14 protein-coding genes are annotated in these 13,910 nt (G+C 64.2%); 9 read left to right on the top strand and 5 right to left on the bottom strand.

Annotation, left to right across the window (positions count from 1 at the left end):
* Window positions 1–25 precede the first annotated feature (25 nt).
* Window positions 26–1,492 carry a 2-hydroxymuconic semialdehyde dehydrogenase gene (locus BMI86_RS00965; protein WP_078539370.1) on the bottom strand — a complete coding sequence of 489 codons (1,467 nt, stop codon included), beginning with the start codon at window positions 1,490–1,492 and terminating at the stop codon, window positions 26–28.
* Between the two features lie 249 nt (window positions 1,493–1,741).
* Between BMI86_RS00965 and BMI86_RS00960 the strand changes: the two genes are divergently transcribed.
* The 6 genes from BMI86_RS00960 (at window position 1,742) to BMI86_RS00935 (ending at window position 7,346) form a co-directional block, all read left to right on the top strand.
* Window positions 1,742–2,542, top strand: a complete 801-nt coding sequence (locus BMI86_RS00960; protein WP_281480081.1) for a fumarylacetoacetate hydrolase family protein — start codon at window positions 1,742–1,744, stop codon at window positions 2,540–2,542.
* Window positions 2,539–3,345, top strand: a complete 807-nt coding sequence (dmpH, locus tag BMI86_RS00955) for a 2-oxo-3-hexenedioate decarboxylase (protein WP_078539369.1) — start codon at window positions 2,539–2,541, stop codon at window positions 3,343–3,345. Before BMI86_RS00960 ends, dmpH begins: the two co-directional genes overlap by 4 nt.
* A gap of 22 nt (window positions 3,346–3,367) precedes the next feature.
* Window positions 3,368–4,285 (top strand): acetaldehyde dehydrogenase (acetylating), encoded by a 918-nt coding sequence (locus tag BMI86_RS00950; RefSeq protein ID WP_078539368.1) that lies wholly within the window; start codon window positions 3,368–3,370, stop codon window positions 4,283–4,285.
* On the top strand, window positions 4,282–5,358 hold the full coding sequence (dmpG, locus tag BMI86_RS00945; protein ID WP_078539367.1) for a 4-hydroxy-2-oxovalerate aldolase: 1,077 nt from the start codon (window positions 4,282–4,284) through the stop codon (window positions 5,356–5,358). The genes BMI86_RS00950 and dmpG overlap by 4 nt, the downstream gene beginning before the upstream one ends.
* Window positions 5,359–5,473: 115 nt before the next feature.
* Entirely contained in the window at window positions 5,474–6,343 is an 870-nt protein-coding gene (locus BMI86_RS00940; RefSeq protein WP_078539366.1) for a transporter, read from the top strand.
* Between the two features lie 115 nt (window positions 6,344–6,458).
* A complete protein-coding gene (locus tag BMI86_RS00935) occupies window positions 6,459–7,346 on the top strand; it encodes a LysR family transcriptional regulator (RefSeq protein ID WP_078519240.1) in 888 nt (295 codons plus the stop codon).
* 27 nt (window positions 7,347–7,373) lie between these two features.
* Here BMI86_RS00935 and BMI86_RS00930 read toward each other — a convergent pair whose 3' ends face one another.
* The 4 genes from BMI86_RS00930 to BMI86_RS20810 form a co-directional block, all read right to left on the bottom strand.
* The gene (locus BMI86_RS00930) at window positions 7,374–8,009 is read right to left on the bottom strand and encodes a glutathione S-transferase N-terminal domain-containing protein (protein WP_078539365.1); all 636 of its coding nucleotides are present in this window, start codon (window positions 8,007–8,009) and stop codon (window positions 7,374–7,376) included.
* 4 nt (window positions 8,010–8,013) lie between these two features.
* Complete coding sequence (locus tag BMI86_RS00925; RefSeq protein ID WP_078539364.1) at window positions 8,014–9,195, bottom strand: muconate/chloromuconate family cycloisomerase; 1,182 nt, start codon at window positions 9,193–9,195, stop codon at window positions 8,014–8,016.
* Between the two features lie 88 nt (window positions 9,196–9,283).
* Window positions 9,284–10,153 (bottom strand): dioxygenase, encoded by an 870-nt coding sequence (locus BMI86_RS00920; protein ID WP_078539363.1) that lies wholly within the window; start codon window positions 10,151–10,153, stop codon window positions 9,284–9,286.
* A gap of 129 nt (window positions 10,154–10,282) precedes the next feature.
* Window positions 10,283–11,029: an IclR family transcriptional regulator C-terminal domain-containing protein gene (locus BMI86_RS20810; RefSeq protein ID WP_168173756.1), complete on the bottom strand. Its 747-nt coding sequence runs from the start codon at window positions 11,027–11,029 to the stop codon at window positions 10,283–10,285.
* Between the two features lie 159 nt (window positions 11,030–11,188).
* Here BMI86_RS20810 and BMI86_RS00905 point away from each other — a divergent pair, with 159 nt between their 5' ends.
* From BMI86_RS00905 to BMI86_RS00895, 3 genes are read left to right on the top strand one after another with little or no spacing between them, the layout of a single operon-like run.
* Window positions 11,189–12,754, top strand: a complete 1,566-nt coding sequence (locus tag BMI86_RS00905) for a 4-hydroxyphenylacetate 3-hydroxylase N-terminal domain-containing protein (protein ID WP_078539362.1) — start codon at window positions 11,189–11,191, stop codon at window positions 12,752–12,754.
* 60 nt (window positions 12,755–12,814) lie between these two features.
* Window positions 12,815–13,444, top strand: coding sequence for an FAD synthetase family protein (locus tag BMI86_RS00900; RefSeq protein ID WP_078539361.1), 630 nt, complete (start codon window positions 12,815–12,817; stop codon window positions 13,442–13,444).
* The gene (locus BMI86_RS00895; protein WP_078539360.1) at window positions 13,431–13,904 is read left to right on the top strand and encodes a flavin reductase family protein; all 474 of its coding nucleotides are present in this window, start codon (window positions 13,431–13,433) and stop codon (window positions 13,902–13,904) included. The genes BMI86_RS00900 and BMI86_RS00895 overlap by 14 nt, the downstream gene beginning before the upstream one ends.
* The last annotated feature ends 6 nt before the right edge of the window (window positions 13,905–13,910 follow it).

The following is a 13,910-nucleotide window of genomic DNA, read 5'->3' as shown; positions in this document are numbered from 1 at the left end:
ACAAGCCTTGAGACGAGGCTGGCGCTCACAGCTTAAGGCAGAGGTTCGTCCGCTCGGTGTAGAATTCGAGCGAATGCACCCCGCCTTCGCGTCCGATCCCGGAGGATTTCGAGCCACCGAAGGCCGTGCGTAGATCGCGCAGGAACCACGAATTGACCCAGACGAGACCCGCCTCCATCTGCCCGCCGACGCGATGCGCGCGGGAGAGGTTCTCGGTGAGGATCGTGGCCGACAGCCCGTAATTGGTGTCATTGGCCATCGCGATCACTTCCTCTTCGCTGTCGAAGGGCTGGATGTGGCAGCAGGGGCCGAAGATTTCCTCGCGCACGATGGGGCTGTCTTCGGGCAGGCCGGTCCAGATGGTCGGTTCGACGAAGAAGCCCCCGTTGCGGTAATCGCCTTCGGGGAAGTCCGGCGTGCCGCCGCCGGTGACGATCTGCGCGCCCAGATCGGCGGCCTTTTTGTAATAGCTCAGCACCTTCTGGCGATGCTCGGCGGAGATCAGCGGGCCGATGGTCGCGCCGTCGGTATCCGGGCCGCCTTGGATCAGATCTTCCGCCCCCGCTTTCAGGCGGCTGACGAACTCGTCAAACACAGGGCGTTCGACGTAAATCCGCTCGGTGCCCAGACAGACCTGCCCGGTATTGGCGAAACACGAGCGCATCGTGACCTCGATCGCCTTGTCCATATCGGCATCGGCGAAGACGATGGCGGGGTTCTTGCCGCCGAGTTCAAACGACACGTCGCGCAGACCCACCGCGGCCTGTTTCATGATCGCCTCGCCGGTGCGGGTCTCGCCGGTGAAGGTGATGCCGTTGACGCCCGGATGCTGGGTCAGCAATTCGCCCGCGCTTTCCGGCCCGAAGCCGTGGATCACGTTATAGACGCCTTTCGGAATGCCCACCTCGTTCATCACCTCGCCCAGCAGGGTCGCGGTGGCGGGGCTTTCCTCGGAGGGTTTCACGACGACCGTATTGCCACAAGCCAGCGCCGGGCCAACCTTCCACGTCATCAGCAGGAACGGCGCGTTCCAGGGCGAGATCACCCCGATCACGCCTTTCGGGCGGTGCAGTTCGAGATTGGCCGCGCCCGTGCCGTCGGGGGTATCCATGTGGAAATACTCGCCGCCTGTGTTCTTGAGCATCTCCGCGAAGATTCGGAAGTTGGCCGCGCCGCGCGGGATCTCGACCTTTTCGGCAAAGCCGCGCGTGTGGCCGGTATCGGCCACTTCCGCTTCCATGAAATCGGCCTTGCGCGCGTCGATCGCGTCGGCGAGCTTCATCAACAGGTCGCAGCGTTGCGCCTTCGGCATCTGGCTCCAGGGGCCTTTCAGCGCCGCCTGCGCCGCCTCCACCGCGTCATTCACATCCTCGGCCAGTGCCTCATGCACATCGGCGATCTTCTCGCCGGTCGAGGGGGAAATCTTGTCGAAGGTCTTGCCCGATTGCGCGGCGCGGTATTCGCCGTCGATGAAGAGCTTATGCGTGGTCATATCGTCCTCCCGTGAGCCACCTCTTGGGCGACAAGCTAGGCAACCCGGCCGATACGCTCCAATGCTTTTGCATCCCGCACGCGATACCGTTTTTGCATGATGCCGCATCGGGTCGCGATGCAAAACCCGTATCAAGCCCGGCCCGTCAAAGTATTGGAGCGTATCGCGCCGCCGTCTTAGCCTTGATCCGGAGGCAGCCCGTATCGGTTTCACGAGACCGACGCAGAGGAGGGCCGCGACGGAGGACACATGCTGGACAGCACCAAGATCGAGAGCTTGGGCGACGCGCTGTATGACGCGCTGCGCTCGGGCCGACCGACCCAGAAAATCAGCGCGCTCGAACCCGAGAGCGATATCGAGGACGCCTATCGCATCCAGTTGCGGATGCTCGAGCGGCGTCTGGAAGCGGGCGACGCGGTCGTCGGCAAGAAGATCGGCCTGACGAGCCGCGCCATTCAGGACGCGCTTGGCGTCTATCAGCCCGATTTCGGGCAGGTGACGAAGCGGATGCTGTTCGAGGACGGCGCGACGATCGACCTGTCGAAACTGATGCAGCCGCGCCTTGAGGGCGAGCTGGCCTTCCGCCTCAAGGAAGATCTGATCGGGCCGGGCGTGACGGTGACGGATGTGATCCGCGCCACCGATTACGTGACGCCCTGTTTCGAGATCGTCGATACCCGTTTCGAGGATTGGCAGATCAAGATCCAGGACACCGTGGCCGACAACGCCTCTTGCGGGGTGTTCGTGCTGGGCGAGGCCAAGGCCGATCCGCGCGATCTGGACCTGAGCCTCGCGGGCATGGTGATCGAGAAGAACGGCGAAGTCGTCGCCACCGGGGCAGGGGCCGCGGTGCAGGGCTCGCCGGTGATGGCGGTCGCGTGGCTGGCCAATACGCTCGGGCGTCTCGGGATTCCGCTGAAAGCCGGGGAGATCATCCTGTCTGGCGCGCAGGCGCCGCTGCTGGCCGTCGCGGATGGCGATCATTTCACTTGCGAGATCGCGGGCATCGGCACCTGCGAGATGCGTTTTGCCGGGAGGGCGATGGTATGAGCCTCGATCAACCGAAGACCGTCGATGACGAAGCGATCATCCGCATGGCCGAGCGCGTCGAGACCGCGCAGCGCTACGCGACCCCGATCCGCAAGCTGACCGAGGATTATCCCGATCTGAGCATCGCCGACGCCTACCGCGTCCAGACTGCGCTGCGCCGCAATCTGGAGAAGAAGGGCGAGCGGGTGATCGGCTGGAAAGCGGGTCTGACCTCGAAGCCGAAAATGGCGCAGATGGGGGTCTCGACCCCCGGCGTGGGCTTTCTGACCGACGCGATGGAGCGCCCGGCGAATTCGAAGATCACGGTGTCGGATATGATCCACCCGCGGGTCGAGGCCGAGATCGCTTTCGTCACCAACAAGGAACTGTCGGGCAAGGTCACGCGCGACGACGTGCTGGCCGCCACCGATTACGTCCAGCCCGCGCTGGAGGTAATCGACAGTCGCTTCACCGGGTTCAAGTTCGATCTGGAATCGGTGCTGGCCGATAATTCCAGCTCGGCCCGCTATGTGCCGGGCGGGCGGATGATCCGGCCCGACGCGCTCGATCTGCGCACCGTGGGTGTCGTGTTGGAGCATAACGGCGAGATCGCCCAGATCGGCGCGGGCGCGGAGGTGCTGGGCCACCCCGCTGAGGCGATCGCGATGCTGGTCGGCGTGCTGGCTGACATGGGCGAGGTGCTGCCCGCGGGCAGCTTCGTGATGGCCGGCGCGATCACCGCCGCCGTGGCCGTCAAACCCGGCGATGCCATCACCGCGAGATTTTACGAGATGGGCTCGATCACGGTGACTTTCACCGAGTGATCCCGAGCCAAGGAGGTTCAAGATGAACAAGATCAAATGTGCCCTGATCGGGTCGGGCAATATCGGCACCGATCTGATGTTCAAGCTGCTGCGCTCGGACGTGTTGGAACCGGTCTGGATGGTCGGCATCGACCCCAATTCCGACGGCCTCAAGCGCGCCAAGGACAAGGGGCTGAAAGTCACCCATGAGGGTGTCGACGGGCTGCTGCCCCATGTCGAGGAAGACGGCATCCAGGTCGCGTTCGATGCGACCTCGGCCTATGTCCATGCGGAAAACTCGTGCAAGCTCAACGAGTTGGGCGTGTTCATGGTCGATTTGACGCCCGCCGCGATTGGTCCCTTGTGTGTGCCGCCGGTGAACCTTGGTGATCTGGCGAAAGCGACGCCGATGAACGTCAACATGATTTCCTGTGCGGGTCAGGCGACGATCCCGATCGTCTCGGCCGTGGGCGCGGTGCAAAGCGTCGAATATGCCGAGATCATCGCCTCGCTCAGTTCGAAGTCCATCGGGCCGGGGACGCGGGCGAACCTTGACGAGTTCACCTTCACCACCTCGAACGCGATCGAGAAGGTGGGCGGGGCGAAGAAGGGCAAGGCACTGGCCATCATCAACCCCGCCGATCCGCCGATGATCATGCGCAACACGATCTATTGCGAGGTCGAGGGCACGCCCGACGAGGCCGCGATCACCAAATCGGTGAAGGATATGATCGCGCAGGTTCAGCGCTACGTCCCCGGCTACAAGCTGGTCAACGGCCCCGATTTCGACGGCAACCGCGTCGCGGTCTTCATGGAGGTCGCAGGCCTTGGCGACTACCTGCCGACCTATGCGGGCAATCTCGACATCATGACGGCGGCGGCGGCACGCACCGCCGAGATGTTCGCCGAGCGGATCCTCGACGGGTCGATGGAACTCAAGAAACTGGAGCCGGCACAATGACCTCAGAGAGCGTGATCCAACAGAAAGTGAAATCCGGCCTAGAGAGTCGCAAGGTCAAGCTGCACGACATGTCCCTGCGCGACGGGATGCATGCCAAGCGCGAGCAGATCCCGGTCGAGATGATGGTCAAGATCGCCAAGGGGCTGGACGCGGCGGGCGTGCCTTACATGCAGGTCACCCATGGCGCGGGTCTGGGTGGCAACTCGATCCAGCATGGCCGCGCGCTGGCGTCGAACGCGGAATATATCTCTGCAGTAGCTGATGTGGTGAAGCAGGCGGTAATTTCGGTGCTGCTGATCCCCGGTCTGGGCACGATGAAAGAGCTCGAAGAGGCCTATCAATGCGGCGCGCGCTCGGTCCATGTCGCGACCCATTGCACCGAGGCCGACACCTCGCCGCAGCATATCGCCTTCGCGCGCAAGCTTGGCATGGATGCGTCGGGCTTTTTGATGATGTCGCATCTGAATTCGGCCGAAGGGCTGACCGAACAGGCGCTCCTGATGGAGAGCTATGGCGCGAACACCGTCTATGTCACCGACTCGGCGGGCGCGATGCTGACCCATGAGGTCACCCATGCGATCGCGATGATGCGCGATGCGCTGAAACCGGAGACCGAGATCGGCTTCCACGGCCACCACAATCTCGGTCTTGGTATCGCCAACTCCATCGCAGCCATCGGTGCGGGCGCGACCCGGATCGACGCCTCGCTCGCAGGGCTGGGCGCGGGCGCGGGCAACGCGCCGATCGAGGTGCTGGCCGCCGTCTGTGACCGGATGGAGATCGAGACCGGCTCTGACACCTTCGCGCTGATGGATCTGGCCGAGGATGTCGTGGTCCCGTTCATGGATCACGTCGTACGCGCCGACCGCGAAGCGCTGACGCTGGGCTTTGCCGGGGTCTATTCGACCTTCCTGCTGCCCGCGAAACGCGCAGGCGAGCGCTTCGGCATCCCGGCGCGCGACATCCTTGTCGAACTGGGCCGCAAGAAGATGATCGGCGGTCAGGAAGACATGATCCAGGACACCGCAATGACCATGGCGCGCGAACGCGGTCTGCTGAAGGAGAGCGCCTGACAGATCCTTTCCGCGCGTCGGTCCCAACGGCGCGCGGAAAGCCGGACCGGGTAGGGGAAGAGGAGCCCTGATGCCCGGAGCGACCGGACCAAAGAAACGCGAAGGGAGGAAATCCATGAAACTGAAACGCGCCGCGCTCGCTTTGAGCGCGCTGATGTCGCTTGCCGCATTGCCGGCCCATGCCATAGACGTGGCCCCGGGGGATTACAACATCCTGCCGTCCGGCACGACTATCGGGCTGCTCTATCTGCAGCATCAAAGCGCCGATACGTTCGAGCTCGGCGGGACGAAGGTGCCCGACAGCAAGGCCAAGGTGAACGTGATGGTCCTGCGCGGGCTGCACTACTCCGAAGCCTTCGGGATGTCCGCGCTCTATCAGGCCGTGCTGCCGGTCGTGAATTTCGACACCGCGCGTATCGGCGGTGGGAACATGCCGACCAAATCGGGCGTGGGCGATCTGACGCTGGGCTTCTCGGTCTGGCCGGTACAGCCGGCGAACCCCGAGACCGGAACCACGCTGGGCGTGACCGCCTTCGTGACCGCGCCCACGGGGCGGTATGACGCGGCGAAGGTCAGCGCGGGCTCGGGGACGTGGACGCTGACGCCACAGATCGGGTTCATTCAGGGGCTCGGGCAGGGGCTCTATTTCGACGCGATGGCCGATGTGGCGATCACGATGGATCACACGGAGAATGGCCAGAAGATCAAGCGTAGCCCCGCCACGCAGGTTCAGGCCTATCTGCGCAAGCAATTCGGCCAGAAGACCTCCGTGTCCTTCGGTCTGTCCTCACAGCGTGGCGGCAAGATCAAGGTGGGCGGCGCCGATACCGGCCAGCGCACCGAGCGCGATCAGCTTCGTCTCTATGCCAATACTTTCGTCACCCCGACCTTTCAGGTGCAGGGGATGCTGGCAAAGGACGTGAACAGCGATGGCGGGTTCCGCAACGACGTGGTCGCGGAGCTGCGGCTCCTGAAGGTCTTCTGATCCTCCCCGGCCGGGCGCGAGCCCTCATTCGTGCCCGGCATTATCCAATACCTTTTGCGATAGTGAGGAGGGTTCCGTTATGACCTATATGGTATCAACGGGAGGAGGCGTGGGAATGGATTTCAAGCGGCTCAAATATTTCCTCGCGGTGGCCGAGGAATTGCATTTCGGACGCGCGGCGAACCGGCTCGATATCGCGCAGCCGCCGCTGTCGCGCCAGATCGCGGCGCTGGAGGCGGAGCTGGAGGTGCAGCTCTTCGACCGCTCGCGCAGCCAGATCCGGCTGACGCAGGCGGGCGAGGTGCTGCAGGATCACGCGCGGCAACTGCTCGAACGGCTGGATGCGGCCTATCGCGAGACGAAGATGGTGGGCTCGGGCGCGGGCGGGCGGCTGCGGATCGCCTTTGTCGGATCAGCCTCGCATGGCGTGCTGCCGACGCTGATCAAGTCCTACCGCTCCTTCTACCCGGAGGTCGAGCTGCAGCTCTCGGCGATGAACAATGCCGAGCTGCACACTGCGCTTGTGAGCCGGGAGATCGACATCGCAGTGGCGCGCCCGATCCTCGATGACGAGGAATTCCGCCGCGAGCCGCTCTGCACCGAGCCGTTGATCCTCGCGCTGCCCGACAATTCCGACCTCGGCACCCGCGCCGAGATTCATTTCGCCGATCTCGCCGATAAGACCTTCGTGCTCTATCCGCGCAAGCCCCGGCCCAGCTATGCCGATGTCGTGCTGGATATCTGCGCGCGGGAAGGGTTCAAGCCGAAGGCGGTCGATCTTGCGCAGGATTTTCAATCTGCGATCAGCCTTGTTTCCGTGGGCGTGGGGATCGCCGTGGTGCCGCAATCGGTGTCGCGCACGCAGCGCCCCGGCGTGATTTTCCGGCCCTATAAGGGCTATAATCCGGGGACCGGCCTGACCGTGCATGCGCGGCTCGACAATCGCGCGCCGCAGGTGATGCACTTTCTGGAAGTCACGCGTAAATTCGCGCGTAAACAATAGGTTGCGGTGCGAAGTTAAAGCGATGCATTAAGTCGGGCGCGGGTCGTCTCGGAAGGTCGTGGCCTGCACGGAGGGGCGTTCGGCAAAGCGTGCATGCCACTGCGCCAGCGCCGGACGGCCCTCGCGCCAGCCCTCACCGTCGAAGCGGAAATTGAGATAGCACAGCGCGACGCCGATGCTCAGATGACCGATATCGAAGGGCCGCTCGGTCAGGCGTGGGGCGTGGTCTTCGAGCCAATCGGCAACCCGGTTCATCTTGGTCCGGTAGACGGCGAGCATCTGCTCGGACCGCTGTTCCTCGGGCCGCATCTTCAGCTCCACCAGCCACGGCAGCGCCACATCCAGCAGCCCCGTTCCCAGCGCCTCGTCGCGCTCGGCCTCAAGCCGCGCGGCGGGGTCGGCGGGGAAAAGCTGCGGGCCGTCTGCGCTTTCCAGATCGGCCCATTCGCAGACCACATGGCTGTCGAACAGCACGCGGCCGTCCTCCAGCTCCAGCGTCGGGATTTTCGACAGCGGGTTGATCGCCATCAGCCCCTCATGCGGGATCATCGGATCGGCATGGGTGCGCACGGTCTCGACTTGATCGGCCAGACCTTTCTCATGCAGCGCGACCATCGCTTTGCGGACATAGGGCGAGCGCGGGGACCAGTGCAGGATCGGCATCGGCTCAGCCTTTCCGCGCGACGGAGGCCAGCACGTCCTCGTTCACCGTGATCCCGAGGCCGGGGCCGGTCGGGCAATGGACGTGGAAATCTGCGAAGCGGATTTCGCCGCCGGTGAGGTCCGTTTTCAGGATCTTCGGGCCGAAATGCTCGCAGCCCCATTCGAGCCGGGGCAGGGTCGAGAACACCGCCAGATGCGCCGCGGCGCCGATGCCGCTCTCGATGAGGCAGCCGCCATACAGCTCCATCCCGCAGGCCTGCGCGATCCCGGCGGCACGCTTGATTTCATTCAGACCGCCCGATTTCACTAGTTTCAGCGAATAGACGGAACCGGCTGCAGCGATGCCGTTGGCGATAATATCGGGGCCGGTGAAAGCGGCCTCGTCGACCATGATCGGGATCGCAGCGCGGGCGGCGACGCGCGCGGTCGCGGCAATCAGGCCGGGGCGCAGCGGCTGTTCGATCAGCGACACGCCCATCTCGGCCAGTTGCGGCAGGTAGCGGATCGCGACCGCCTCGGTCCAGCCCTGATTGACGTCGACGATGATCTCGGTGGCTTTGCCCTCCAGCGCCGAGACGATCTTGCGCAGGCGGATCATGTCCTGATCGGGCGTGTTGAAGCCCAACTTGATCTTGAAGCGACGATGCTCGCGCGCGTCGAACTTGCGGTTGGCTTCCTCGATTTCCTGATCGGCATCGCCCGAGGCCAGCGCCCAGATCACCTCGATCTTGTCGCGCACCGCGCCCCCCATCAGGACCGCGACCGGAAGATCGAGCGAGTGCCCGGCTGCATCGTAAAGCGCGGCATCCACCGCGGCGCGCGCCGCGTTGTTGCGGCTCGCGGCCTTGGCCATCTTGTCGGCGTTCAGCTCGAACTCGAGCGCATTCGCACCCGCCAGCGCCGGAGCGAGATAGGTGTCGATATTGGCCTTCATTGCCTCGACGCTTTCCTCGGCCCAGCGGGGGCCGCCCAGCGTCGATGCCTCGCCCCAGCCGACCGATCCGTCGGCCAGTTCGGCACGCACGATCACATAGGACTGGAAGTTGATTTCCGTGTTGGACAGCTTGTGACGCCGGGTCGTCGGGCAATCGACGATCATCGTCTCGATCTTCGCGATCTGGCGACCCGCATGGGCGTCCGCGCCCTGAAAATGATCTGCGAGTTTCGCAACGCCGGGCGTAGTCATCGGCTCTGTCCTTCGAAATATGTCATTGGTCTTCAAGGTAAATCCGGCGCCGCGCGTGCGGCGCCGGGAACTCTTTACGCCACTCGGATCATTCCGCGGCCATCGCCTGAGCCTGATTGCCCAGCGTGAAGTCGAAGCGCAGAACCAGATCGGTGTCCGAACCTTCGGGTGCCTTCTCGAACTTGCCGATCAGGTCCTCTTTCACGGCAAACACCGAGTCATTGTCGAGATAGTCGCTATCGGCGTCGTAGATCTGCGAGATCAGCGGGCGGTAGCCCTCGCGCGTGACCATCATGTGGATATGGCCCGGGCGCATGCAGTGGTGGCCCATGTAGCGGATCAACTCGCCCGCGGTCTCGTCGCCGGGGATCGGGTAGGGCACGGGGCGGATCGCGACGAAGGCGTAATGCCCCTTCTCGTCGCTCTCGAAACGGCCGCGCAGGTTATATTCGGGCTGATCGGGATCGTGGTTCTCGTAAAGACCGTTCGGCGCGTCTTCCCACACGTCGATAATCGCGCCGGGGATCGGGTTGCCCTTGTTGTCGCGGATATAGCCCTCGACATAGACGGTCTCCTGACCCTCGAAGTTCTTCTGAATGGTCGAGGCGCCTTTCGGCATCACCGGAGCGTTCTCGCGGAAGAACGGCCCGAGCACGGTCGAGACGGTCTCGTCGCCCGAGATCGGGTTCGAGAGCATGTCGACGAGCACTTCGACGCCGAGGATGTCGCCCAGAAGGATGAATTCCTGACGCTTGTCCGAGCACAGCGCACCGGCGCGGCCCAGATAGTCGCAGGCATAGAGAAATTCGTCATGGGTCAGGTTCACGTCTTTGCAGAACCCGTGCAGATGCTTGATCAGGCTTTCCATGATCTCGCGCTGGCGCGGCTCGAGCGTGGCGTGCTGGCCCAGCGAGTCGATGACCACATCGGTCACATTATCCACGGTTACGTTGCGCATAACTCTCCTCCTCGGATGCGGTGGGCGGCCCTCCTCCGGGCGGCGCCTTCAATTCGATAAGCGGAGATTTGCATGGCGCAGGCGGCTTGGGCCAGACGGGTGCGCGGTATCCTGTAATACCTCAAAGGTTCAGTTTGGCCGAAGTTCATACCCCAGGCGTTCGGAGATCGTCCGTGCGGCGCCCAGGGCGATATTGCGGAAGGCGCGCGGCTGGACCTCGTGGCGCGAGCGGGGGACCGAGATGACCAGCACCGCGACGGGCTGGGCGATATGGTCGCGGATCAGCGCCGAGACGCAGATCACATCCGCCTCGTCCTTCGGCGCGCCTGCGTTGAACCCGTCGCGTGCGAGCGCGTCCAGCTCCGCGCGCAGGCGTGCGCGATCTTCCAGCGGCGAGCCGGGCCGGGTGTGCCGGTCGAGATACTCGTCGAGCTGTGCCGGGGAGAACTGCGCCAGATGCAGCATCCCCGGCGGACTGTCATGCAGCGCGATCCACGATCCCAGCGCCTCGCGCGAGACCCGCAGCGCCTGCGTGCCCTCCAGCGCGTCGAGCACCAGAAGCCGCCCGTGATCGTGCAAGGTCAGGTGCAGCGTCTCGCCATAGTCGCGCCAGAGCGCCGCCAGCACGGGCCGCGCGGCCTCCGTCAGCGCGGAGCTGTCCTCCAGCGCGCGGTTCAGCGTCGCGACCAGCGGGCCCAGCCGATAGCGTCCCCGCTCGACCTTTCGCAGCAATCCGATTCGCGCCAGACCGTTCACGAGGTCATGCGTGCCGCTCACGGAATTGCCGATCGCGCGCGACAGATCCGTGACCGAATGCTCCGGCTGAGCGGCGGTGAACTGGCGCAAAAGCTCCCCGACCTTGCGTAATGTCTTCATCTGGACCCTCCCGCGGTGATTTCGGGTCTCAGAATTCCGGTATTGCCGGAAAAAGTCGCGGTATTTGTCGATACCTTTCGGTATCAGCCCGGCTCCGGCACCGTGAAGGGGACAGGTCGGACATGTCTTTCGTTCATCCGACCTGATGGAGGAGGAACCATGAAAGACCAAGTGAAAGGCGCCCAAAGCGGCGTCACGACCCCCTATACCGGTGACGAATATCTCAGCAGCCTGCAGGACGCCCGCGAAGTCTATGTCCATGGCGAGCGCGTCAAGGATGTGACCAAGCACCCCGCGTTTCGTAACTCGTCGCGCATGGTGGCGCGCTGGTACGACAAGCTGCATGCCGAGAAGGACTCGATCGGGCGTCCCACCGATACCGGCTCGGGCGGCTGGACGCACCCGTTCTTCAAGGGCGCGAAGACGAAGGAAGACCTGATCGCAGGCCGCGACGCCATCGCCGAGACGCAGCGCGTCGCCAATGGCTGGATGGGGCGCGCGCCGGACTACAAGGCGGCCTTCCTTGGCACGCTGGGCGCGAATTCCGGCTATTACGGAGAATACGAGCAGAACGCGAAGAACTGGTATGCCAAGTCGCAGGAACGTCTCGACTACTGGAACCACGCGATCATCAACCCGCCGATCGACCGTCACCTGCCGGCTGAGGAGACCGGCGACGTGTTCATGCAGGTCGAGAAGGAAACCGATGCGGGCATCGTGGTGTCCGGCGCGAAAGTGGTCGCGACCGGCTCGGCGCTGACGCATTACAACTTCATCGGCTATTACGGCGTCCCGATCAAAGACAAGAAGTTCGCGCTGACCTTTACCGCGCCGATGGACAGCCCCGGCGTGAAGCTGATCAGCCGGGCGTCCTACGAGCTGAACGCCGCCGTCATGGGCACGCCTTTCGACTATCCGCTCTCCTCGCGCCTCGATGAGAACGACGCGATCCTCGTTTTCGACAAGGTGCTCGTGCCGTGGGAGAACCTGTTCCTCTATGGCGATATCGAGAAGGTGAACGGCTTCTTCCCGGCGTCCGGCTTCGCGCCGCGCTTCACGCTGCATGGCTGCACCCGTCTGGCGGTGAAGCTCGACTTCATCGCGGGTCTGTTCTCGAAGGCGCTGGATGCGACCGGGGCAGGCGGCTTCCGTGGCCCGCAAACGGCGGTGGGCGAGGTGATCGGCTGGCGCAACCTGTTCTGGGGCCTCTCGGACGCGATGGTGATGAACCCCGACGACTGGGTCGGCACCGATGGCTATCTCGCGCCGAAATCGTCCTCGGCGATGGCTTACCGCGTCTTCGCGCCGATGGCCTATAGCCGGATCAAGGAGCTGATCGAGCGCCACGTCGCCTCGGGCCTGATCTACTTGCCGTCCTCGACGCTCGATTTCCAATCGGAAGACGTGCGCCCCTATCTCGACCGCTTCGTGCGCGGCTCGAACGGGATGGTCGCGGTCGACCGGGTGAAGCTGCTGAAACTCCTCTGGGACGCGATCGGCTCGGAATTCGGCGGCCGTCACGAGCTCTACGAGAGCAACTATGCGGGCAATTACGAAGCGATCCGCATGGAGACGATGTTCACCGCTCAGGCCACGGGCGAGCTGGATATGATGCGCGGCCTCGTCGACAATTTCATGAGCGAATACGACTTCGACGGCTGGGTGTCGAAGGACCTCGTGAACCCCTGGGACGTGAACCGCCTCAAGGGCGGCTTCCAGGCCTGAGACGAAAGGGGCTGCGCGGGATCCTCGCGCGGCCCACACCCCCGGGGAAGGAGGAGCCCCATGAGTTTGGATTTCACAGGGATGAAGACGCAGGTGCTGCGCGACGACCAGATCGCGCTGCCCGCGAGCGTCCTGACCATCGGCGCGTTCGACGGCGTCCATCGCGGCCATCAGGCGCTGATCACGCGCGCCGTGACCGAGGCGCGGGCGGCAGGTGTTCCGTCGGTCGTCTGGACCTTCGATCCGCCGCCGAAAGTGTTCTTCGGGCGCGCCAAGCAACTGTCGCCCGTCTCGGAGAAACTCGCCCGGATCGCGCGGCTCGGGCCGGATTACATCGTGCTGGCGTCGTTTTGCAAAAGCTACGCGGCGCGCAGCCCGCAGGCGTTTCTGGACGATCTGGCGCGGATCAACCCGGCCCGCATCCATGTCGGCGCGGATTTCCGCTTCGGCGCGAAACAGGCGGGCTGCGTGACGACATTGGCCGAGCGCTTCGACGTGACGCTGGCGCCTGCGGTGCTGTGCGAAGGTGGCGAGGTGATCTCGTCCACGCGCATCCGGGGCCTGCGCGCCGAGGGCCGCGCGCGCGAGGCCGTGGCGCTGCAGGGCTCGACCGATGCGGCTGCGCTGATGTCCGGCGCGCTTCTGACACAGGATATGAGATTTGGGGAGGAATTCGATGTCCGGAATTGATCCGCGCGATCTGCGCGACGCTTGCGGCAGTTTCGCAACCGGCGTGACGGTGATTTCGACGCGCACCGAAGATGGCGATCACGGGATGACGGCGAATGCGTTCATGTCGGTCTCTCTCGACCCGCCGCTGATCACCATTTCGCTCGATCACAATTGCAAGCTGCGCGAGAAGGTGCGCGCCTCGGGGCGCTACGCGGTCTCGGTGCTCAATCACGAGATGGAAGGGCTGGCGATGCATTTCGCGGGCCGCCACGATCCGGCGCATAACGATCCCTTCATCGAGCGCGCTGGGATGCCCGTCGTGCCGGGGGCTGCCTGCGTCTTCGTGACCGAGGTCGCGCAGGAGGTGGAGGCGGGCGATCACACGCTCTTCATCGGCAAGGTGGTCGAAATCGACCGCGATCTGGAGGCCCGGCCGCTTCTGTTCTGCGGTGGCAAGTTCGGCGCGCTGGCGAGCTAGGCCAAC

The organism is Thioclava sp. DLFJ5-1 (assembly GCF_002020115.1).
GTDB classification, from domain to species: Bacteria; Pseudomonadota; Alphaproteobacteria; order Rhodobacterales; family Rhodobacteraceae; genus Thioclava; species Thioclava sediminum.
Note: the sequence above shows the minus strand (reverse complement) of the source record. Positions and strands in the feature narration are given on the sequence as shown.

Coding starts and splice junctions, on each gene's coding strand:
- BMI86_RS00935 (WP_078519240.1), top strand. CDS start 6,459: ATGGATTTCAAGCGGCTCAAATATTTCCTCGCGGTGGCCGAGGAATTG.
- BMI86_RS00925 (WP_078539364.1), bottom strand. CDS start 9,195: ATGACTACGCCCGGCGTTGCGAAACTCGCAGATCATTTTCAGGGCGCG.
- BMI86_RS00965 (WP_078539370.1), bottom strand. CDS start 1,492: ATGACCACGCATAAGCTCTTCATCGACGGCGAATACCGCGCCGCGCAA.
- BMI86_RS00930 (WP_078539365.1), bottom strand. CDS start 8,009: ATGCCGATCCTGCACTGGTCCCCGCGCTCGCCCTATGTCCGCAAAGCG.
- BMI86_RS00905 (WP_078539362.1), top strand. CDS start 11,189: ATGAAAGACCAAGTGAAAGGCGCCCAAAGCGGCGTCACGACCCCCTAT.
- BMI86_RS00950 (WP_078539368.1), top strand. CDS start 3,368: ATGAACAAGATCAAATGTGCCCTGATCGGGTCGGGCAATATCGGCACC.
- BMI86_RS00940 (WP_078539366.1), top strand. CDS start 5,474: ATGAAACTGAAACGCGCCGCGCTCGCTTTGAGCGCGCTGATGTCGCTT.
- dmpG (WP_078539367.1), top strand. CDS start 4,282: ATGACCTCAGAGAGCGTGATCCAACAGAAAGTGAAATCCGGCCTAGAG.
- BMI86_RS00895 (WP_078539360.1), top strand. CDS start 13,431: ATGTCCGGAATTGATCCGCGCGATCTGCGCGACGCTTGCGGCAGTTTC.
- BMI86_RS00960 (WP_281480081.1), top strand. CDS start 1,742: ATGCTGGACAGCACCAAGATCGAGAGCTTGGGCGACGCGCTGTATGAC.
- BMI86_RS00920 (WP_078539363.1), bottom strand. CDS start 10,153: ATGCGCAACGTAACCGTGGATAATGTGACCGATGTGGTCATCGACTCG.
- dmpH (WP_078539369.1), top strand. CDS start 2,539: ATGAGCCTCGATCAACCGAAGACCGTCGATGACGAAGCGATCATCCGC.
- BMI86_RS00900 (WP_078539361.1), top strand. CDS start 12,815: ATGAGTTTGGATTTCACAGGGATGAAGACGCAGGTGCTGCGCGACGAC.
- BMI86_RS20810 (WP_168173756.1), bottom strand. CDS start 11,029: ATGAAGACATTACGCAAGGTCGGGGAGCTTTTGCGCCAGTTCACCGCC.